We start from the raw sequence: 20261 nt of genomic DNA, 5'->3' as shown, positions 1-20261 counted from the left end.
CGTCCGGAAGGCAGCGGAATGTCCGTCATCACCGAATCCACGCCGGTCACCGGGCCGGCCTCCAGGCCGCTCACCCGGCTGCTCGCCCGGCTGGGCGAAGGCCTCCCGGCCGAGGCGCTCTCCACAGACCCGGAGACGCTGGCCGCCCACGCGCACGACGCGGCGCCGTTCTCCGAGCACGGCAGGCCGGCCGTGGTGGTCCACCCGCGGACCGCCGAGCAGGTGCAGCACGTGCTGCGCACCGCCTACGAGTCGGACGTGCCGGTGGTCCCGCAGGGTGCCAGGACCGGCCTGGCCGGGGCGGCCAACGCCGAGGACGGCTGCATCGTGCTCTCCACCACCCGGATGGACCGGATCCTGGAGATCGACCCGGCCAACCGGCTGGTGCGTTGCGAACCGGGCGTCGTGACACAGCAGTTGGACCGCGCGGTGGCCGAGTACGGCCTGACCTACCCGCCCGACCCGGCCTCCTGGGCGGTCTGCACCATCGGCGGGAACATCGCCACCGGCGCGGGCGGCATCTGCTGCGTCAAGTACGGCGTCACCGCCGACTACGTGCTCGGCCTGGACGTGGTGCTGCCCGACGGACGGCGGATGCGCACCGGCCGGGACACCGTGAAGGGCGTCGCCGGCTACGACCTGACCAGGCTGTTGGTCGGCTCCGAGGGGACGCTCGCGGTGGTGGTCGGGGCGACCCTGGCGCTGCGTCCGGCCCGGCCGCCGGCCTTGGCGATGCTGGCCCAGTTCGCGGCCCTGCCCGCGGCGGGCGCGGCCGTCGCCGCGATCACCGCCGCCGGCCACCTGCCCTCGGCGCTGGAACTGCTCGACCGGACCACCACCCGGGCGGTCGCCGGCCTCGGCCACCCGATGCTCAACGGGGACCGCGCCGCCACCCTGATCGTGGAGAGCGACGCCGCCGACCCGGCCGCCGAACTGGCCGCGATGGCCGCGCTCTGCCGGGCCGCCGGCGCGGTCGAGCTGACGGTGGCGGCCGACGCGGACCAGAGCCGCCGGGTGATCGAGGCCCGGCGGATGGTCACCCCGGGCCTGCAGGCCATGGTCACGAGGCTGCCCGGCGAGCCGACCGCCTTCATCGAGGACGTGGCGGTGCCGCGCTCCCGGCTGGCCGAGCTGGTCGGCCTGATCGAGGGCGTCGCCCGCCACCACGACCTGACCATCGCCACCCTCGGCCATGCCGGCGACGGCAACCTGCACCCCACTGTGCTCTTCGACCGCACCGACCCGGACGCCACCCGGCGGGCCCAGGTCGCGTACGACGACATCATGGCCGCCGCGCTGGCCCTCGGCGGCACCAGCACCGGCGAGCACGGCATCGGCACCCTCAAGCGGGACTGGCTGGCCCGCGAGCTCGACCCCGTCGCCCTGGAGCTGCAACGCGGGCTCAAGCGGCTGTTCGACCCGAAGAACCTGCTCAACCCGGGGAAGGTCGTGATCGCGTGACCCTGTCCGCGCAGCCCATCGCTGAGGTGCGGGTGGCCGCGCCCCGCACCGAGGAGCCGGTGCGGGCGGGCCGGGCGGAGACCCTGCGGTTCGTCTCCACCCACACCCTGCCCGCCTTCGTCCGCGGCGTGGCCTCCGCCCGGCCCGGGGTGGTCCGGGCGTACGCGGCGCTCGGCCAGTCCGCCTGGTCCTTCGCCACCCTGCGGGCGATGCGGCGCCGCCACGGCGGGGCCCCGGTGCTGGTCCGGGGGCTCTCCGGGCCGGTGCTGGTGCTGCTCGACCGGGCCGAGCTGGAGCAGTTCTACGCCGAGCCGGTGCGGACCATGGCGATGGACGCGCCCGACAAGCTCCGCAGCCTCTCCGTCTTCGAACCCACCGGCGTGATCTGCTCGCACGGCGAACTGCGCGAGCGGCGGCGGGAGGTCAACGAGCAGGTGCTGGCGGCCGGCCGGCCGGTCCACCCGTCCTGCGGCCCGTTCCTGGACGTGGTCGCGCAGGAGGTCCGGACGCTGACCGCCGGGCGGTCGCTGGACACCGCCGCCCTCCAGCGGGCCGCGAGCCGGATCGGGCGGCGCACGGTGCTCGGGGACGCCGCGGCGGACGACCAGCGGCTCACCGACCAGCTCGTCGCGCTGCGGGGCGAGGCCAACTGGATGGGCCTGCGCAAGGGCCGCGCCCGGGAGGCCGCCGAGCGGTACGCCCGGGCCGACGCGCGGCTGGCCGGGTACGCCGCCGAGGCCCCGGCCCACACGCTGATCGGCCGGGTGCGCCAACACCCGGACCCGGCCGGGGAGATCGACCTGGTAGGCCAGGCTCACCACTGGCTGCTGGCGCTCGACCTGCTCGGCACCATGCTCGCCCGCACGCTGCTGCTGCTCGCCGCCCACCCGGCGGAGCAGCACGCGGCGTGGGCGGAGGTGGACGGGGCGCCGGCGGGGGACGGGCTGCCCCGGGTGCGGGCCTGTGTGCGGGAGGCGCTGCGGCTGTTCCCGCTGGTGCCGGACCTGGTGCGGGTGACGCGGGCCGAGACCACCTGGCGGGGCGTCACCCACCCGGCCGGGACGACGGTGCTGGTGCCGGCCGCCTTCCACCAGCGCGACCCCGGGCAGGTGCGGGGGGCGGACCTGTTCGTCCCGGCGCGGTGGCTGGTGCCCGGGGCCGAACTCGACCCGGTGATGGCCCCGTTCAGCCACGGCGGTGGGCGGTGCCCCGGGGAGGACCTGGGGCTGATGGTGCTCACCGCCCTGGTCGCGGAGGTCCTGCGCGGCCACCGGGTGACCGGCGGACGCCCCGTCCTGGACGTCCACCGCCCCCTCCCCGGCTCGGTCGACCTCGCCACCCTCCGGCTCGGCCTCGTCCCTCGGTAGACCCCGCGGGGCAGGTGACGCCGGGGGCGCGAGGCTCTGCTGATTTGCGGCTCCGCCGCGCGGGCGCGAATCGGAAGGCGGCTCACCTGCGACTCATGCACCGTCAGCCAGTTGTTCGCGCTGCCGTACCCCCGCGCGCCCGCGCGGCGGAGCCGCAAATCAGCAGAGCCCCGCGCCCCCGGGGTGACCACCATCCTCGCGCCCCGAGTGCCTCTCTTCGTCCCCGTCCCCGTCCGGAGGATCATCCCCGTGCCCAACAGCCTGGCCACCGAGCCGGACGTCGCCACCCTGAACCACCTCTGCCGCGAACTCGCCGAGGCCGCCGAGGCGGTGAGCGAGGCCGCCGCGTACCTCTCCGAGCTGACCCTCGGGGCCGAGGCCCCGAGGGCCGTCCGCCGGGGTGTCTGGTGGGGTCTGCTCCGGACCCTGACCGACCCGGCCGGCCTCGGCTGGGCGCCGCGCGGGCGCGGCCCGCTGGCCCGGGCGGCCTGGCTGGCGGGGGTGTTCACCAGCCGGGAGAGCCTGGCGGTCAGCCTGGCGGTGGCCGGGCTGAAGGCGCGGATCCGGGCGGCCGCCGTGACCCACCCGGAGCTGCTGGAGAACACCTTCACCAGCCGCATCCTGGCCGCGATCGAGCAGGACCGGCAGCGCGACGCCGTGCGGACCTTCAAGTCCCTGCTGGCGAGCGACGGCGCCGAGCACGCCTTCGCGATGCTGGCGCCCTCCTTCGCCGACATCCTGGCCTGGAACGCGCTCACCGACGAGAACCCGTTCAACGACACGGCCGGCTGGCAGGTGGCGACCGGCAAGGCGATGACCACCGAGCCGCTGCTCGGACTGGGCGCCGGGTTCTGGGAGTTCCTCGACCGCGGGCCCGGCCGGGCCGAGCCGCTGGTGCCGGACGCCGCGCTGGCCGCCGGGCTGGACACCGGCGGCACCATCACCGGCTACGTGCGCAACATCGACCTGATCAGTACCGGCGGCACCCTGCTGGTGCAGCAGGTGACCGGGCCGGACGGGGTGCTCCGCTACGTGGTCCAACTCGCGGGCATGGCACGGAGCTTCAACGCCGAGAGCCCGCAGGACCTGGTGGGCGCGTTCAACGCCGTCGGCCGGCCCGAATCGCCGTACTCCCGGGCGGTGGCCAAGGCGCTGCGCTCGTTCATCCCCTCCGGCGCCGAACTCGCCCTGATCGGCCACAGCCAGGGCGGCGTCACCGCGATGAACCTGGCCGGGAGCCGGGACCTGACCGCCCTCTACACCGTCACCCATGTGGTGGCGATCGGCTCCCCGATCGACGCCAAGCGGCCGGCCGACCCGAGGACCAAGGTCTTCTCGCTGGTGAACGAGCACGACATCGTGCCCAGTCTGGAAGGCCGTTCGGCCATCTCGCCGTACGCGCTGCCGGCCGGGTTCACCGAGTACACCTGGGTCGACGACACCCGGGCCTTCCCGCTCTGCCACGCGGCCGAGCGCTACGCGCACAACCTGGAGTTCGAGGCCACGGAGGCCGCCGCCCACGTGGACGCCGAACTGGCCCCGTACCGCGGCCGGGTGACCGGCAACCGCCTCTTCTCGCTCTACGACCGCTGAGGGACCGCGATGACCGAGACCAGCACACCCCGCACCGACCCCGCCGCCTCGCCCGTGGTCCCCGTGGTCCCCGAGGCTCGCCGGGCAGCCGTCGAACCGGGCCCGGACCCCGCTCCCGCCTACGGTCCGCCCGGAGCGTTGGAGCGCCTCGGCTCGGCCGTGTTCGCCCGGGTCAACCGGAGCCGGGAGTGGCACGAACTTCCGTCCCCGGTCGGCCTGTTGAACCTCAAGGTGATCCGCGACGAGCTGCGCCGCCACAACCTGCACGACACCTACGGCGCGGGCGGTGAGCGGCCGCGCCGCCCGAGCGCGACCCTGGCGCCGTACCGCTCCTACGACGGCTCCGGCTACGACCCGTACGACGAGGACATGGGACGGGCCGGCACCCGGCTGGACCGCAACGCCCCGCTGGAGCTCTGCCACCCGGGCGGCGAGCGGGAGTTGATGACCCCGAGCCCGCGCGAGGTCAGCCGGCAGCTGCTGGCCCGGCGCTCCTTCGTCCCGGCCCGCAGCCTCAACCTGCTGGCGGCGGCCTGGATCCAGTTCGAGAACCACGGCTGGGCCAACCACGGCGACAACGCGGAGGCCGAGCCGTTCACCGTCCCGCTGGCGGCGGACGACGACTGGGCCGCGTGCCCGATGCGGGTCAAGCGCACCCGCCCGGACACGCTGGCGCACACCACGCCGGGCGCGCCGCCCACCTACGAGAACACCCTGACCCACTGGTGGGACGGCTCGCAGGTCTACGGCTCCGACGAGGCCACCTGCCGCTCGCTGCGCACCGGTGAGGGCGGCCGGATGGCGCTCCCCGGGGGCCGGCTCCCGGTCGACCCGCGCCCGGGCATGGGCTGCCTGGACGCCACCGGGATGAACGGGGACTACTGGGCGGGGCTCTCGCTGCTGCACACCCTGTTCGCCAAGGAGCACAACGCGATCTGCGACCAGCTGCGCTCCCACTACCCGACCTGGGGCGACGAACGGCTGTTCCACACCGCCCGGTTGGTGAACACCGCGCTGATGGCGAAGATCCACACGGTGGAGTGGACCCCGGGGATCCTCGACACCCCGGTGCTGCGCCGGGCGATGAACGCCAACTGGTACGGCGTGCTGCCCCGTTGGGTGAGCCGGAGGTTCGGCCGGATCGGCCGGGGCGAGATGCTCAGCGGCATCCTGGGCTCGCCGACCGAGCACCACGCGGCGCCGTTCTCGATGACCGAGGAGTTCGTCTCGGCCTACCGGCTGCACCCGCTGATCCCGGACGAGGTGATCGTCCGGGACCACCGCGGCGGCGGCGTCCGGCGCCGGATCGGCATCGACGACATGCAGGGCGCCACCACCCGCAGTTCGGTGGACCAGTACGGGATGAGCGACCTCTTCTACACCTTCGGCACCGCGCACCCCGGTGCCCTGGTGCTCCACAACCACCCCGACGGGCTGCGGAACCTGGCCCGGCTGACCGGCGAGCACCTCGACCTCGGCACGGTGGACGTGCTGCGCGACCGGGAGCGCGGCATCCCGCGCTACAACGCCTACCGGCAGATGCTGCGCAAGCGCCCGGTCGCCTCCTTCGAGGAGCTGACGGGCGGTCACCAGGCCGACTCCAAGCTGCTGGAGGAGGTCTACCAGGGCCGGCTTGACCTGGTGGACACCCTGGTCGGGAACCTGGCCGAACCGCGCCCGGCCGGATTCGGCTTCAGCGACTCGCTGTTCCGGATCTTCGTGCTGATGGCCAGCCGGCGGCTGAAGAGCGACCGCTTCTTCACCACCGACTACCGCCCCGAGGTCTACACCCCCGAGGGCCTGCGCTGGGTCGACCGCAACACCATGGTGACGGTCCTGCTCCGGCACCACCCCGAACTCACCCACGCCCTCGACGGCGTGACCAACGCCTTCGCCCCCTGGAGCCGACCGTGACCGAGTTCCCCGCCGTCCGTCGCCCGCAGCCCGCCGGCCCGGTCACCGGGCTGCGCCTGCACGCCACCACCCTGCGCGAGCACGAGGAGCGGCTGCTGAAGGCCGTCGCCGCACTGGGCTGGGAGGGGCCGCAGGCGGAGGCCTTCCGGGAACGGATCACCGAGCTCGCCGCGCGCTGCGGGGCGGCGGCCGACGGGCTGGCGCGGTCCTCGGCGCGGCTGGGCTCCCAGGCCGGCCCGGTGGGTGGCTCGGGGGTTGGCCCGGTGGGTGGCTCGGTGGGCGGACGGTCGGGGAGCGGCGGGCGGAGCGGTGCCTGACGACCCGTCGGCCGGTGCGTCCGCGGTGCCGTCCGCGCCGCCGCCGTCGGTGCGCACCACCGCCCTGCGGCTCGGGGCGGCCTGCCTCGGGGCCGCCCCGGCGGTGGTGCTGCGGCTGGCCGGGGTGCACCTGGAGCCGGTGCCCGGGATGCTGCTGTTCGGTCTCGGGGTGCTCTCGGCCGCGCTGCTGCTGATGTGGGCAGCGGAGACCGCCCGGGCCGACATCGCGGGGCCGCTGGCGTTGGCGCTGCTGGCGTTCATCGCGGTGCTGCCCGAGTACGCGGTGGACCTCTGGTTCGCGTACACGGCGGGCTCCAAGCCGGAGTACGCCGCGTACGCCGCCGCCAACATGACCGGCGCGAACCGGCTGCTGGTCGGCGTGGGGTGGCCGCTGGTGGCGCTCGCCGCGTACTTCGCGGCCCGGCGTGCGGGGGTGCGCCCCGGCGTGAGCCTGCGCGAACACCGCCGGATCGACGTCGCCTTCCTCGGCGCGGCCGCCGTCTTCGCCTTCCTGATGCCGCTGACCAGGGAGATCTCCTGGCTGGTCGCCGTCGTGCTGATCGCCTGGTACGGCTGCTACCTCTACCGGATCGGCCGGTGCAGCGAGACGGACGAGGAGGAACTGATCGGCGTCCCGGCCCGGCTGGCCGCCCTCCCGGCCCGGCGCCGGCGTCCGACCACGGTGCTGGTGTTCGTGGTGGCGGCCGCCGTGGTCTTCGCCTGCGCCGAGCCCTTCGCCACCTCGCTGGTGGACGCCGGGGCCTCCCTCGGCATCGACCGCTTCCTGCTGGTGCAGTGGCTCGCCCCGCTGGCCTCCGAGGCCCCCGAGCTGATCGTCGCGGTGGTCTTCGCCTGGCGGCTGCGCGGCGACGACGGCCTCGGCGCCCTGCTCTCCAGCAAGGTGAACCAGTGGACCCTGCTGATCGCCTGCCTCCCGCTGGCCTACGCGGCGGGCGGCGGCAGCTGGGCGCTCCCACTGGTCGAACGGCAGGTGGACGAGGTGCTGCTGACGGCCGCCCAGACCGTGCTGGCCGTGGTCCTCCTGCTCGACCTGCGCTTCCTGCCCTGGAAGGCGGGCCTGCTCTTCGCCCTGTTCGTGGTGCAGTTCGTCCTCCCCGGCGAGAACGACCGGCTCCTCCTCAGCTACGTCTACCTCGCCCTGGCCCTCGTCCTCCTCGCCCGCCACTGGCGCCAACTCCCGCCCACCGCCCGGGCCCTGGCCGGAAATGTCGAGGGCGACCCACACTGACCTCGGCTAGCGTGGCCGCCGTGAAGCCCACCGCGAACGACCCCTTCGAGGCCTGGCTCGCGGCACTCGCCGAGGAGCCCGAACTCGCCATCGACCCGGCCGGCCTCGCCGAGGACGCACGGGCCTGGCTGCGCGACCTCCGCGACGCGCACGGGGACGTCCCGCCGCCGTACCTGCCCGAGCTGCTGCTGGAACGGCGGGCCGCGGTGGCCGAGGCGGCCCTGGTGGAGCTGCGCGCGGCGGCCGAGCGGGACCTCTCGCTCCCCGTCGACCTGCGGCTGGAGGTCGAGGCGGAGTGCGAGTTCGACCCGATCGGCTCGGTCGGCCTGTTCGGCGAGCAGGTCCGGGCACTGGGTCTGGAGGAGGCGAAGGCGACCGTCGCGGACGCCGTCCAGACCTTCGTCGGCCACGTCCACCAGACGGTCTGGCCGGTCTGCGGCCGCCACCGGACGGGCCTGCACCCGGAGCTGACGGACCGTCGGGCGGTCTGGCGGTGCCGGGTCGGCGGGCACGACCTGCCGATGCCGTGAGCGGATCCGGCCGGCCCGTCGGAGTGGAAAGCGCCTCGCGCGCGGGTACAGGAGTGAGGCGGCCGGAATGCGCCCTTGTTGTGCTAGCACATCGGCGCTAGCTTGAAGCATGACCAAGAAGCAGCTGAACGTCAGGGTGGATGCCACGACCGCCGAGATCGCCCGCGAGCGGGCCGAGCAGCAGGGGATCAGCATGAACCAGTACATCGAACGGCTGGTGCGCCAGGACATGGGCGAGGCGGGCCGGCTCTTCGTCGACACCGCGGCGCAGTTCATGAAGGAGTACGAGAGCGCGTTCCTGGCCGAGTTCGCCGGCCCCGAGCTCCAGGACGTGCGCCGTTGAAGCTTGAGGTTGACCTGTCCTGGCTGCTCATGACCGCCGAGCAGTACACCCCGGGCGATCCCCAGGTGACCGACTACGGCTCCCTGCTCGCCGCCGTCGCCCGGCACCAGGCCGAGATATTCGACATCGCCGTCTACCCCGAAGCGCAGGACCGCGCCGCGGCCCTGATGCACCAGCTGATCCGCGTCCCCGCCCTGGAGCGGACCAACGAACTGTTCGCGACCGCCGTCGCGTACTCCTACCTGGTGGCCAGCGGCTGCAACGTGGCCACCACCGCGCGCGAGGTGCGCAGCCTGGCCCGGGCCATCCGGGAGGGCAAGCTCAGCGTCAGCGGCGTCTCCGAGCGGCTGGCCGGCTGGATCGTCGAGGACCCCGAGGACGAAGAGGTCAGCGGCGAGGACGACGACGGCGAGGGCGAAGCCGACTGAGCCCGGCACCAGCGTGCCGCTGATCGTCGTGCGCCGGACCGTTGCGCCGGGCGCCCGGCGCGGCTCAGTAAGCTGGTGGTCCACCCCCGGACCGGCGAGGACCACCGACGTTGTTGCAGGACATCGAGCAGTACCTGGCCTGCCCGCACTGCGCCCGGCCGCTCGCCCTCGACGGCCGGACCTTGCGCTGTGCGGGGGGCCACGGGTTCGACCAGGCCAAGCAGGGCTACGTCAGCCTGCTGGCCGGTGACGCGCACACCGGGACGGGCGACACCGCCGAGATGGTCGCAGCCCGGAGCGAGTTCCTGTCGGCCGGGCACTACCGGCCGATCGCGGACGCGCTGGCCGGGGCCGCTGCGGCGGAGGGTCCGGTCGAGGGCCTGGTGGCAGACCTCGGCGCGGGCACCGGGCACTACCTGGCGCAGGTGCTGGAGCACGCCGGCGGGGTGGGTGCGGCGCTCGACATCTCCAAGTACGCGCTGCGGCGCGCGGCCAAGGCGCATCCGAGGATCGGCGCGCTGGTCTGCGACACCTGGCGCCCCCTTCCGCTCCAGGACCACTCCGCCGAGCTGCTGCTCAACGTCTTCGCGCCGCGCAACGGCCCGGAGATGCGCCGGGTGCTCCGGCCGGGCGGCCGGCTCCTGCTGGTCACCCCGACCTCCCGTCACCTCCGGGAGCTGGTGGCCGCGTTGGGCCTGCTCTCGGTGGACGAGGAGAAGGAGCGCCGCACCGAGGAGAAGCTCAGCCCCTGGTTCACCCGCACCGAGCGCACCGAGGTCGAGTTCACCCTCCGCCTCGGCCGCGCGGAGGCCGAGGCCGTGGTGGCCATGGGCCCGAACGCCTGGCACACCGACCGGGAGCGGCTCGCCGCCACCCTGGCCGGGCCGCCGGACCCGGTCGAGGTCACCGGCTCGGTGCTGCTCACCACCTACCGCTGAGCCCTCACCGCCTGCCGCCCCACCGCGTGCCGCGGCACCTCGCCGCCTGCCGTCGGCACCCCTCCGGCCTGCGCATATCACGCCCCAACTCCCTTGCCGCGCGGCGGACTCGTTGGGATGAACCTCCGGAGCAGGCACGTTTCTCCGTCCCGGCCGACGGCTAACGTCCCCCGGGTGACCAGCGAAGTTCTCCAGACAGCCGCCGTCCGTCCCGTACTCCGCCCCACGGTGGAGGAGCTGCGCCTCACCTCCTTCAAGTCGTACCGCCGCACCACGCTGCCGCTCGCTCCGCTGACGGTGCTGCACGGGCCGTCCGGGGTCGGCAAGTCGAACGCGCTGGACGCGCTGGCCACCCTCTCCCGGCTCGCCCTCGGCGAGCCGATCGGCCCCTCGCTGGACGGCACCGGCTTCCCCGCGGGGCCGCTGGCGCTGCCGATCCGGGGCGGCCTGCTGGGCTGCGTCCCGCACGGCCGGAACGCGATCATCCTGGGCTGCACCGTCCGCTCGGCCGAGGGCCCGATCCGGCTGGAGCTGGTGGTCCGCACCGACGGGCCGGTCCGGGTCGCCCGCGAGTGGCTGACCTGCGCCGGGCAGACCCTGGTGGAGACCGGGGAGCAGGACGTGGCGCACGGCAAGGTCAACGTCACCTGGCACAACGACACCCGGCAGGGCGACATCCGGGCGCCGTTCCCCAGCGAGAGCCTGATCACCGCTCAGATCCCGCTCCGGGTGGCCGGCTCCTCCGCCGGGGAGCGCAAGGTGCTGGCCGCCGCCGAGCAGCTGCTCACCGCCCTGCGCGAGGTGTTCCCGCTGCACCCGGTGCCCGCGCTGATGCGGGACTGGACCGCGTACGAGCAGGAGGCCCGGCTGCTCGGCAGCGCCGCCAACGTCTCCGCCGTGCTGGCCCGGATCCGGCAGGAGTGCACCCGCCGCTACGGGCGCCTGCTCAAGGCCGTCCAGCAGGCCGCCCCGCACCCGCTGCTCGGCTTGGACGTCAGCCGACGCGGCCCGGACTCCCGGGAGGAGCTGATGGCCGTCTTCGACGAGGGCGTGCTCGGCCGGACCACCGCCGACCAGGCCTCCGACGGCATGCTGCGGCTGCTGGCCTTCGCCGCCGTGCTGCTCACCGGCGCCGGGGTGCTGGACGTGGATCCGGCGGGCGAGGTGCCGCCGGCGCACCGTCAGCTGACCGTGCTGGCCGAGGACCTGTCGGCCGGTCTGGCCCCCGACCAGGTGGCCGCGCTGCTGCGGCTGGCCAGGGAGGTGTGCGCCAAGGAGGACGTCCGGCTGCTCGCGGCGGTGCAGGACCCGGGCCCGGCCCGGGAGGCGGGGGAGGGGGTGTCGCTGGTCGAGTGCAGGCGGGATCCGGCCAGCGGGCACAGCGTGCTCCGGCCGGAGACGGCGAGGGTGCCCGCGCAGCCGGCCCGTGGCGGCGCCGACGCGGCGGCGATGGGGTAGACCTGTTCGCATGACGACCGACAACACCCTGGACGAGCTCCAGCAGCGGCTCACCGACTTCGCGGCGGCGCGCGGCTGGGGGCCGTTCCACACCCCGAAGAACCTGGCCGCCGCGCTCACCGTGGAGGCGGGCGAACTGCTGGAGATCTTCCAGTGGTTGACGCCCGAGCAGGCCGAGACGGTGATGGCCGAGCCGGAGCGCGCGCACCGGGTCCGGGACGAGGTGGCCGACGTGCTCGCGTACCTGCTCCAGTTCTGCACCGCGGTCGGGGTGGATCCGGCGGCCGCGCTGGCGGCGAAGATCGAGCGCAACGAGGTCCGCTTCCCGGTCTGACGGGGGCGTGGTCCGGCGGTGGCCCGGTTGTCCCTCGTGTGGGGGACGCGCGTTGTCCACAGGGGGCGGTTTTCCACAGGTGCGGCCGACTTCAGGCCGCTCTCCCACCGTCCGCCGCAGTCTTGCCGCGTGACGCACCGTCAACCACGGCGGTGCGGGTCCCACGCGAGCGAGGGGAGCGGCCGGGATGGACGCGCTGCGATTGATCAAGACCACCCGGCACGCCCTGGCGGAGGCCAGGAGCGTGCCGGACGTGCTGGCGGAGGCCTGGCAGGCGGCCCTGCTCACCGAGGCGGTCGGAGCCAGGATCGCCGGCCAGCAGGACGGCGATCTGGCCCCGCTCGGGCAGCTGCTCTGCGACGCCGGAGCGCACGCGGTCGGCTGCCTGGAGCTGCCGGGGCCGGCCGAGGGCGGTCCCCCGGCGGGCGGGGACCAGGAGTGGCACCGGGCGGACTGGGGCGGGAACGGGCGGGCCTCCCGGCTGGACGAGCTGGGCGAGGCCGGGCCGGTGCTCACGGAGCTCGCGCAGCTGCTCCACGAGACGGCCGAGGCCCTGGTGGTGCTGGCCTGCGGGGCGGACGAGGAGGGCCTGTACTGGCGCTGCATCGACGGTGTGGACGCCGGGGCCGAGTGCAAGGACACGGTGGCCGAGCTGCTCCGGATGATCCACCGTCAGGCCCCCGAGCCCGCGGGTTCGGTGGCGGTGACGGGGGAGGTGACGGGCGCCGTGGGCGCGGTGTCTGCGGTGGTGGAGCCCGAGCCCGAGCCGGAGCCGGGCCCGGGGAGGGTGGCCGGTGGTCCGGCGGAGACGGATGGGGCCGGACCGACGGGGAGCCAGGGGTTGCCGACCTTGGTCGTACCGCTGGGGCCGCCGGTCGCGGCGCGCGATGGTCAGCCCCGGGCGGCGGTGTCCGTCGAGAGGTCCTCCGGTCGGCGGCGGGCCTCGGCGCGGTCGGCGGAGGACTGCAGATCGGCGTCCAGTCCGGCGAGGTCGGCGTTCAGGTCGGCGAGCAGCCGCTGCATCTGCTCCAGCAGGTTCATCGGCGCGGCGGCCGGGGCGGGCGTGGTCTGCTGTGGTGCGGTGGGTGCCTCGGACCAGGGCTCGGACATGAGCGGACCCCTTCAGCTCGGTAGTGCGGTGTGACCCGACGGATGTCGGTGGCGGGGCCACCGCTCGGGCAAGCGACCCCGGTGGTCCAACGAACCCGGCCGGAGCCCGGTCACCGCAGACCACCCGTTGAGGTCCAACAGCCGCCCGTGATCAGCCCCAGGGGTGATCCCGGTTTGCGGCCGGGCCCGCCGCTCGGCTACCGGGGCCGCGACGACGAAGGCGCGGCACCGGGTGTCCCGGTACCGCGCCCCGTCAGAGCCTTGTCACCGCCGCTTCCGCCTCGGCGGCGGAGCGGTCCTGACCGGAGGTCAGTTGTGCGCGTGCAGCTCGGCGTTGAGGCCGCCCCACGAGCCGGACCTCGCGATCACCTCGACCGCACCCGTCTGCGAGTTGCGGCGGAACAGCAGGTTGTCCTGGCCGGAGAGCTCGACCGCCTTGGCGACCTTGCCGTCCGGGGTGGTGACGCGGGTGCCGGCGGTCACGTACAGACCGGCCTCCACCACGCAGTCGCTGCCCAGCGAGATGCCGATGCCCGCGTTGGCGCCCAGCAGGCACCGCTCGCCGACCGAGACGACCTGCTTGCCGCCGCCCGACAGGGTGCCCATGATCGAGGCGCCGCCGCCGATGTCGCTGTGGTCGCCGACCACGACGCCCGCGCTGATCCGGCCCTCCACCATCGAGGTGCCCAGGGTGCCGGCGTTGAAGTTGACGAAGCCCTCGTGCATCACGGTGGTGCCGACGGCCAGGTGCGCACCGAGGCGTACGCGGTCCGCGTGGGCGATCCGGACCCCGCTCGGCGCGACGTAGTCGGTCATCCGGGGGAACTTGTCGATGCCGTAGACGGCCAGCTGCCCGCCCTGGGCGCGGACGGCGAGCCGGGCCCGCTCGACCAGGTCCACCGGCACCGGGCCGATGCTGGTCCAGGCGACGTTGGCCAGCAGGCCGAAGATGCCGTCCAGGCTCTGGCCGTGCGGCTTGACCAGACGGTGGCTCAGCAGGTGCAGACGCAGGTAGGCGTCGTGGGCGTCCACCGGCTTCTCGTCCAGCGAGGAGATGGTGGTGCGCACCGCGATCACCTCGACGCCGCGGCGGGCGTCGGTGCGCAGCGCCTCGGCCGCGCCCTGGCCGAGGGCGGCGTCGGCCTCTTCGGCGGTCAGCCGGACGGTCCCGGACGGGCCGGGCGCGGCGGCCAGCTCGGGAGCCGGGTACCAGGTGTCGAGGATGGTGCCGTCCTCGGCGACGGTCGCCAGACCGACGGCGAGGGCACCGCTTGCGAGGGTGGAGGTTTCAGCAGTCACATCGAGCACGTTAACGAATCGCCCCCCACCCTGACGAACACGCTCACCGACCGGACAGCCGATGGGCGTCCCGGCAGGTCACCCGCCGAAAACCCGGTGTCGGCCCGGGCGGGCCTCGGCGATACTCGGACGGGTGTTCATCTCGATCTCCACCACAGGAACGGCCGAACGCCCGGCTTCCGACCTGGGCTTTCTGCTCCACAAGCACCCCGACAAGGTGCAGCAGTTCTCGACCTCCCACGGCGAGGCCCACGTCTTCTATCCCGAAGCGGGCGAGCAGTCGTGCACGGCGGTCATGCTGCTGGACGTCGACCCGGTCGCACTGGTCCGCAAGGGCCGGGGCAAGGGCCGCGCGGGGTCGCCCACTGCGACATCTGGAGCGGGCGCGCTCGCCCAGTACGTCAACGACCGCCCCTACGCCGCCTCCTCGCTGCTCGCGGTCGCGCTGCGCTCGGTCTTCCGGTCGGCGATGAAGGGAGTCTGCGAGCTGCGCCCCGGCTTGGCCGAGCAGCCCAGGCCGCTGCGGATCGCGCTGCCCGCCGTGCCGGCCAACGGCGCGGGCGAGGGCGGTGGCCCGGCCATGGTGCGCCGGCTGTTCGAGCCGCTCGGCTGGCAGGTCGCGGCGGAGGCGATCCCGCTGGACGAGGCCTTCCCGGAGTGGGGCGTGTCGCGCTACGTCCGGGTCGAGCTGACGGCGGAGCTGCGGCTGGCCGACGCGCTCCAGCAGCTCTACGTGCTGCTGCCGGTGTTGGACGGCTCCAAGCACTACTGGGTCGCGCCCGACGAGGTGGACAAGCTGCTCGCGGCGGGCGAGGGCTGGCTCGGGGCCCACCCGGAGCTCGCGCTGATCACCCGTCGGTACCTCGCCCGTCGCTGGTCGCTGACCAGGGTGGCGATGGAGCGCCTGGAGCTGGCCCGGCTGGCCGAGGCGGACGACCGCGAGGCCGAGGAGCTGGACAACGCGGTGGACGACGGCCCGGAGGAGGCCGCCGCCGCGGACACCGCAGATGCAGCCGGTGCCACCGCAGCGCCGGAGGAGAAGGCCAAGCCGGTCGGCCTCGCGGTGCTGCGCCGGGAGGCGATCCTGGCCGCCCTGCGCGAGAGCGGCGCGGCCAGGGTGCTCGATCTCGGCTGCGGCCAGGGCGAGTTGGTGGCCGAGCTGCTCAAGGACCCGGCGGTCACCGAGGTGCTCGGGGTGGACGTCTCCTCCCGCGCCCTGTCGGCGGCGGCCCGCAAGCTCCGGCTGGACCGGATGTCGGAGCGTCAGGCCGCCCGGGTCGGGCTGGTCCAGGGCGCGCTCACCTACACCGACGCCCGGCTGAAGGGCTACGACGCGGCCGTGCTCTCCGAGGTGATCGAGCACCTCGACCTGCCCCGGCTGCCCGCGCTGGAGTACGCGGTGTTCGGCGCGGCCCGCCCCGGCGCGGTCGTGGTGACCACGCCGAACGTCGAGTACAACGTCCGCTGGGAGACGCTGCCGGCCGGTCACGTCCGGCACGCCGACCACCGCTTCGAGTGGACCAGGGCGGAGTTCCTGTCCTGGGCCGAGAAGGTGGCCACCGACTACGGGTACGCCGTCACCGTCCGCCCGGTGGGCCCGCTGGACGAGGAGGTCGGCGCGCCGACCCAGCTCGCCCTGTTCCGCCGCGACGACGCCGCACCGACCACCGACTCCACACCGACCACCGACTCCACCGAGAGGAGCGCCGCCTGATGACCAGCCAGAACCGCACCGAGAACCCCACCCCGGAGCCGGGACCGGAGCAGGAACCGCAGCCGCAGCAGCCGGACCGGCCGCGCACCCGCTCCCTCCCCGTCACCGACGTCTCGCTGGTGGTCCTGATCGGCTCCAGCGGCTCCGGCAAGTCGACCTTCGCCCGCCGCCACTTCCGCCCGACCGAGGTGGTCTCCTCCGACTTCTGCCGGGGCCTGGTCGCCGACGACGAGAACGACCAGTCCGCCTCCGCCGACGCCTTCGACGTGCTCCACTACATCGTCGGCAAGCGGCTGGCGGCCGGCCGCCGCACGGTGGTGGACGCCACCAACGTCCAGGCCGAGGCGCGCCGTCAGCTGATCAAGATCGCCCGGGATCACGACGTCCTGCCGATCGCGATCGTGCTGGACGTCCCGGAGGGCGTCTGCGCCGAGCGCAACCGCACCCGGCCGGACCGGCAGCTGCCCCCGCACGTGATCCCCCGTCAGCAGCGCGAGTTGCGCCGCTCGCTGCGCGGGCTGGAGCGCGAGGGCTTCCGCAAGGTGCACGTCCTGCGCGGCGAGGCGGAGGTCGAGGCGGCCGAGATCCGCACCGAGAAGCGCTACAACGACCTGCGCGAGCTCACCGGCCCGTTCGACCTCGTCGGTGACATCCACGGCTGCCGCTCCGAGCTGGAGACCCTGCTCACCACCCTTGGCTACCAGCTGTCCCGGGACGCCCAGGGCCGCCCGGTGGACGCCCTCCACCCCGAGGGCCGTACCGCCGTCTTCGTCGGTGACCTGGTCGACCGCGGCCCGGACAGCCCGGGCGTGCTCCGCCTGGTGATGGGCATGGTCGGCGCGGGCCACGCGCTCTGCGTGCCCGGCAACCACGAGAACAAGCTCGGCCGCTGGATGGACGGCCGCAAGGTCACCGTCTCCTACGGCCTCCAGGAGAGCATCGACCAGCTGGGCCAGGAGACCGAGGAGTTCCGTGCCGAGGTGCGGGCCTTCATGCGCGGCCTGGTCAGCCACTACCTGCTGGACGAGGGCCGGCTGGTGGTCTGCCACGCCGGTCTGCCGGAGAAGTACCACGGCCGCAACTCCGGCCGGGTCCGGTCGCACGCCCTCTACGGCGACACCACCGGCGAGACCGACGAGTACGGCCTGCCGGTCCGCTACCCGTGGGCGGAGGAGTACCGGGGCAAGGCTCTGGTGGTCTACGGCCACACCCCGGTGCCGACCGCGAGCTTCCTCAACAACACCATCTGCCTGGACACCGGCTGCGTCTTCGGCGGCAGCCTGACCGCGCTGCGCTACCCGGAGCGCGAGGTCGTCTCCGTCCCGGCCGAGCAGGAGTGGTACGCCCCGGTCCGGCCGATGCGTACCGACGCGCCGGGCGCCCGGGAGGGCCGCCCGCTCGACCTGGCGGACGTGACGGGCCGTCGGGCGGTGGAGACCGCCCACCACGGCCGGGTCTCGGTCCGGGAGGAGAACGCGGCCGCCGCGCTGGAGGTGATGAGCCGCTTCGCGCTCGACCCGCGCCTGCTCGCCTACCTGCCGCCGACCATGGCGCCGGTCGCCACCTCCCGCCGGGAGGGCTACCTGGAGCACCCGGAGGAGGCGTTCTCCGCCTACCGCTCGGCCGGCGTCCAGCAGGTGGTCTGCGAGGAGAAGCACATGGGCTCGCGCGCCGTGGTGCTGCTGGCCCGCGACGAGGCGGCGCTGGAGAAGCGCTTCGGGGTCGAGGGCCCCGGTGCGATCTGGACCAGGACGGGCCGGGCGTTCCTCGCCGACGAGGAGCTGACCGGCGCGCTGCTCGACCGCCTGCGCACGGCGGCCGAGCGGGCCGGGCTGTTCGAGGAGCTGGCCACCGACTGGCTGCTGCTGGACGCCGAGCTGATGCCCTGGTCGCTCAAGGCCGTCGAGCTGCTGCGCCGTCAGTACGCGGCGGTCGGCGCGGCCGCCGGTTCGGCGCTGCCGCAGGTGATCGCCGCCCTGGAGACGGGGGAGGCCCGCGGCCTTCCGCTGGCCGGGCTGACCGCCCGTCAGCGGCAGCGCGCGGCGGACGCCGAGGCCTTCGTGGAGTCCTACCGCCGGTACTGCTGGCCGACGGAGGGGCTCACCGGCCTGCGCCTCGCCCCGTTCCAGGTGCTGGCGGCGGAGGGGGCCAACCTGGCCACCCAGCCGCACGACCGGCACCTGGCCTGGATCGACCGCCTGGTCGAGGCCGACGACCAGGACGCCCCGGTCCTGCGGCGCACCGGCCGCCTGCTGGTGGACACCGCCGACGAGGCCTCGGTCGCGGCCGGTGCGGCCTGGTGGGAGGAGCTCACCGCCGCGGGTGGCGAGGGCATGGTGGTGAAGCCGCTGGCCTCCCTGGTCCGCGGCGACGGCCGCCTGGTCCAGCCCGGGGTGAAGGTCCGCGGCCGGGAGTACCTGCGGATCATCTACGGCCCGGACTACACCCAGCACCTCGACCAGCTGCGCCAGCGCTCGCTCGGCCACAAGCGGTCGCTGGCCCTGCGGGAGTACGCGCTCGGCCTGGAGGCGCTGGACCGCCTGGCGGCGGGGGAGCCGCTCTGGCGGGTGCACGAGGCGGTCTTCGCCGTCCTCGCGCTCGAGTCGGAGCCGGTCGACCCCCGGCTCTGACGGTCCGTCGGGTGCCGCCGCCACCGCGGTGGCGGCACCCAGCGGATTCGCATCACGGGCAGTGCATAGAAATTCAGGGAGTCGTATACACTTCCCATCTCACTGTCCCCGCAGCACAACCCAGGAGCCCGGCATGGCCTTCAACCTCCGTAACCGGCACTTCCTCAAGGAGCTGGACTTCACCGCCCAGGAGTTCCGCTTCCTGGTCGACCTGTCCGCCCAGCTCAAGGCCGCCAAGTACGCGGGGACGGAGCAGCGCCGCCTGGTCGGCAAGAACATCGCGCTGGTCTTCGAGAAGACCTCCACCCGCACCCGCTGCGCCTTCGAGGTGGCCGCCCACGACCAGGGCGCCACCACCACCTACCTCGACCCCTCCGGTTCGCAGCTGGGCCACAAGGAGTCGATCAAGGACACCGCGCGGGTGCTGGGCCGGATGTTCGACGGCATCCAGTACCGGGGCCACGGCCAGGTGCTGGTCGAGGAGCTGGCCGAGTTCGCCGGCGTCCCGGTCTGGAACGGCCTGACCGACGAGTGGCACCCGACCCAGGTGCTGGCCGACGTGCTGACCATCACCGAGCACACCACCGAACCGCTGGAGCGGACCACCCTGGTCTACCTCGGCGACGCCCGCTTCAACATGGGGAACTCACTGCTCGTCACCGGCGCCCTGCTCGGCATGGACATCCGGATCGTCGCGCCCAAGCAGCTCTGGCCGAGCGAGGAGGTGCAGGAGGCCGCCCGGAAGCTGGCCGAGGCCAGCGGTGCCCGGATCACCCTCACCGAGGACGTGGCCGCCGGCGTGGCCGGAGCCGACTTCCTCTACACCGACGTCTGGGTCTCGATGGGCGAGCCCAAGGAGGTCTGGGCCGAGCGGGTCGAGCTGTTGAAGCCGTACCAGGTCTCGATGGAGACCATCAAGGCCACCGGGAACCCGAAGGTCAAGTTCCTGCACTGCCTCCCGGCCTTCCACGACCTCGGCACCGAGGTCGGCCGGCAGATCCACGCGGCCACCGGCATGTCCGAGCTGGAGGTCACCGACGAGGTCTTCGAGTCCCACCACTCGGTGGTCTTCGACCAGTCGGAGAACCGCCTGCACACCATCAAGGCCGTCCTGGTGGCGACCCTCGGTTCCTGACGGGCCGACACCCCCTCGGAGCGCGCGACTCCTCCGGAGCGCGCGACTCCTCCGGAGCGCGCGACTCCCTCGGAACGCGCGCCGGGTCAGAACGCCACGTTGACGCAGCCCACCCGCTGCGCCAGCGAGTGCCCCTGCCCGTCCTGCCCGGCGTGCAGCACCAGCGAGCCGGCCCCGCCCGGGCGGAACTCCCAGGCCACGGTGGAGTGCGCGGCGGCCCGGCCGCGGTCGTCGGTGCGCAGGGTGAGCCAGAGCTCGTTGTGGTCGTTGGCGTAGGCCGGGTCGGTGGAGGGCTGCGTCGGGTCGGCCTGGTCCTGGTAGTGCGGGCCGGCGTCGCCGGGCGCGGTGCCGCAGCCCCGCACGTGCGCGTGGACGGGGTAGGTGTGACCGGGCGTCAGCCCGTCCACCTCCATCGAGACGGTGGTGGTGCCGCCGGCGCGC

Annotated in this window: 17 protein-coding genes and 1 pseudogene; 16 read left to right on the top strand and 2 right to left on the bottom strand. The window is 74.2% G+C overall.

The genetic code is table 11. The annotated features are described in order from the left end of the window. The first annotated feature begins 18 nt into the window (after positions 1 to 18). The 13 genes from ACZ6ZR_RS36005 to ACZ6ZR_RS35945 all read left to right on the top strand — a co-directional run bounded on the left by ACZ6ZR_RS36005 (position 19) and on the right by ACZ6ZR_RS35945 (position 13076). Positions 19 to 1461, top strand: coding sequence for an FAD-binding oxidoreductase (locus tag ACZ6ZR_RS36005; protein ID WP_465649814.1), 1443 nt, complete (start codon positions 19 to 21; stop codon positions 1459 to 1461). Then, positions 1458 to 2828: a cytochrome P450 gene (locus tag ACZ6ZR_RS36000; protein WP_465649812.1), complete on the top strand. Its 1371-nt coding sequence runs from the start codon at positions 1458 to 1460 to the stop codon at positions 2826 to 2828. Before ACZ6ZR_RS36005 ends, ACZ6ZR_RS36000 begins: the two co-directional genes overlap by 4 nt. A gap of 249 nt (positions 2829 to 3077) precedes the next feature. Further along, the gene (locus ACZ6ZR_RS35995; RefSeq protein WP_465649810.1) at positions 3078 to 4421 is read left to right on the top strand and encodes an alpha/beta hydrolase family protein; all 1344 of its coding nucleotides are present in this window, start codon (positions 3078 to 3080) and stop codon (positions 4419 to 4421) included. A 9-nt stretch (positions 4422 to 4430) separates the two neighbouring features. Continuing rightward, positions 4431 to 6335, top strand: coding sequence for a peroxidase family protein (locus tag ACZ6ZR_RS35990; protein ID WP_465649808.1), 1905 nt, complete (start codon positions 4431 to 4433; stop codon positions 6333 to 6335). Continuing rightward, entirely contained in the window at positions 6332 to 6652 is a 321-nt protein-coding gene (locus tag ACZ6ZR_RS35985) for a hypothetical protein (RefSeq protein ID WP_465649806.1), read from the top strand. The genes ACZ6ZR_RS35990 and ACZ6ZR_RS35985 overlap by 4 nt, the downstream gene beginning before the upstream one ends. Further along, positions 6645 to 7901: a hypothetical protein gene (locus ACZ6ZR_RS35980; protein WP_465649804.1), complete on the top strand. Its 1257-nt coding sequence runs from the start codon at positions 6645 to 6647 to the stop codon at positions 7899 to 7901. Before ACZ6ZR_RS35985 ends, ACZ6ZR_RS35980 begins: the two co-directional genes overlap by 8 nt. Positions 7902 to 7921: 20 nt before the next feature. Further along, positions 7922 to 8431 carry a hypothetical protein gene (locus ACZ6ZR_RS35975; RefSeq protein WP_465649802.1) on the top strand — a complete coding sequence of 170 codons (510 nt, stop codon included), beginning with the start codon at positions 7922 to 7924 and terminating at the stop codon, positions 8429 to 8431. Positions 8432 to 8540: 109 nt separating this feature from the next. Continuing rightward, on the top strand, positions 8541 to 8774 hold the full coding sequence (locus tag ACZ6ZR_RS35970; protein ID WP_465649800.1) for a toxin-antitoxin system HicB family antitoxin: 234 nt from the start codon (positions 8541 to 8543) through the stop codon (positions 8772 to 8774). After that, complete coding sequence (locus ACZ6ZR_RS35965) at positions 8771 to 9202, top strand: fic family toxin-antitoxin system, toxin component (protein WP_465649798.1); 432 nt, start codon at positions 8771 to 8773, stop codon at positions 9200 to 9202. The genes ACZ6ZR_RS35970 and ACZ6ZR_RS35965 overlap by 4 nt, the downstream gene beginning before the upstream one ends. A gap of 110 nt (positions 9203 to 9312) precedes the next feature. Further along, complete coding sequence (locus ACZ6ZR_RS35960; protein ID WP_465649796.1) at positions 9313 to 10140, top strand: putative RNA methyltransferase; 828 nt, start codon at positions 9313 to 9315, stop codon at positions 10138 to 10140. Between the two features lie 174 nt (positions 10141 to 10314). Next, positions 10315 to 11598 carry an AAA family ATPase gene (locus ACZ6ZR_RS35955; RefSeq protein WP_465649794.1) on the top strand — a complete coding sequence of 428 codons (1284 nt, stop codon included), beginning with the start codon at positions 10315 to 10317 and terminating at the stop codon, positions 11596 to 11598. A gap of 10 nt (positions 11599 to 11608) precedes the next feature. Continuing rightward, positions 11609 to 11932 (top strand): nucleotide pyrophosphohydrolase, encoded by a 324-nt coding sequence (locus ACZ6ZR_RS35950; RefSeq protein WP_465649792.1) that lies wholly within the window; start codon positions 11609 to 11611, stop codon positions 11930 to 11932. A gap of 187 nt (positions 11933 to 12119) precedes the next feature. Continuing rightward, positions 12120 to 13076 carry a DUF6099 family protein gene (locus tag ACZ6ZR_RS35945; RefSeq protein WP_465649790.1) on the top strand — a complete coding sequence of 319 codons (957 nt, stop codon included), beginning with the start codon at positions 12120 to 12122 and terminating at the stop codon, positions 13074 to 13076. A 275-nt stretch (positions 13077 to 13351) separates the two neighbouring features. On the opposite strand, the gene dapD is transcribed toward ACZ6ZR_RS35945, so the two are convergent. Then, positions 13352 to 14341, bottom strand: coding sequence for a 2,3,4,5-tetrahydropyridine-2,6-dicarboxylate N-succinyltransferase (gene dapD, locus ACZ6ZR_RS35940; protein ID WP_465649788.1), 990 nt, complete (start codon positions 14339 to 14341; stop codon positions 13352 to 13354). A gap of 133 nt (positions 14342 to 14474) precedes the next feature. Here dapD and ACZ6ZR_RS35935 point away from each other — a divergent pair, with 133 nt between their 5' ends. The 3 genes from ACZ6ZR_RS35935 to argF all read left to right on the top strand — a co-directional run bounded on the left by ACZ6ZR_RS35935 (position 14475) and on the right by argF (position 19820). Continuing rightward, complete coding sequence (locus ACZ6ZR_RS35935) at positions 14475 to 16055, top strand: 3' terminal RNA ribose 2'-O-methyltransferase Hen1 (RefSeq protein ID WP_465649786.1); 1581 nt, start codon at positions 14475 to 14477, stop codon at positions 16053 to 16055. After that, entirely contained in the window at positions 16055 to 18685 is a 2631-nt protein-coding gene (locus tag ACZ6ZR_RS35930) for a polynucleotide kinase-phosphatase (protein WP_465649784.1), read from the top strand. Before ACZ6ZR_RS35935 ends, ACZ6ZR_RS35930 begins: the two co-directional genes overlap by 1 nt. Before the next feature lie 133 nt (positions 18686 to 18818). Then, the gene (argF, locus tag ACZ6ZR_RS35925) at positions 18819 to 19820 is read left to right on the top strand and encodes an ornithine carbamoyltransferase (protein WP_465649782.1); all 1002 of its coding nucleotides are present in this window, start codon (positions 18819 to 18821) and stop codon (positions 19818 to 19820) included. Between the two features lie 86 nt (positions 19821 to 19906). On the opposite strand, the pseudogene ACZ6ZR_RS35920 reads toward argF, so the two are convergent. Further along, a pseudogene (locus ACZ6ZR_RS35920) lies at positions 19907 to 20261 on the bottom strand (superoxide dismutase family protein); the annotation flags it as partial.

This window comes from Kitasatospora sp. NPDC088742 (genome assembly GCF_055584905.1).
This window is presented reverse-complemented; position numbering and strand designations above follow the sequence as displayed.

What these genes read in the sequence shown, in the direction of transcription:
- ACZ6ZR_RS35950 (WP_465649792.1), top strand. Translation starts at nt 11,609, where the DNA reads ATGACGACCGACAACACCCTGGACGAGCTCCAGCAGCGGCTCACCGAC.
- ACZ6ZR_RS35990 (WP_465649808.1), top strand. Translation starts at nt 4,431, where the DNA reads ATGACCGAGACCAGCACACCCCGCACCGACCCCGCCGCCTCGCCCGTG.
- ACZ6ZR_RS36005 (WP_465649814.1), top strand. Translation starts at nt 19, where the DNA reads ATGTCCGTCATCACCGAATCCACGCCGGTCACCGGGCCGGCCTCCAGG.
- argF (WP_465649782.1), top strand. Translation starts at nt 18,819, where the DNA reads ATGGCCTTCAACCTCCGTAACCGGCACTTCCTCAAGGAGCTGGACTTC.
- ACZ6ZR_RS35970 (WP_465649800.1), top strand. Translation starts at nt 8,541, where the DNA reads ATGACCAAGAAGCAGCTGAACGTCAGGGTGGATGCCACGACCGCCGAG.
- ACZ6ZR_RS35930 (WP_465649784.1), top strand. Translation starts at nt 16,055, where the DNA reads ATGACCAGCCAGAACCGCACCGAGAACCCCACCCCGGAGCCGGGACCG.
- ACZ6ZR_RS35945 (WP_465649790.1), top strand. Translation starts at nt 12,120, where the DNA reads ATGGACGCGCTGCGATTGATCAAGACCACCCGGCACGCCCTGGCGGAG.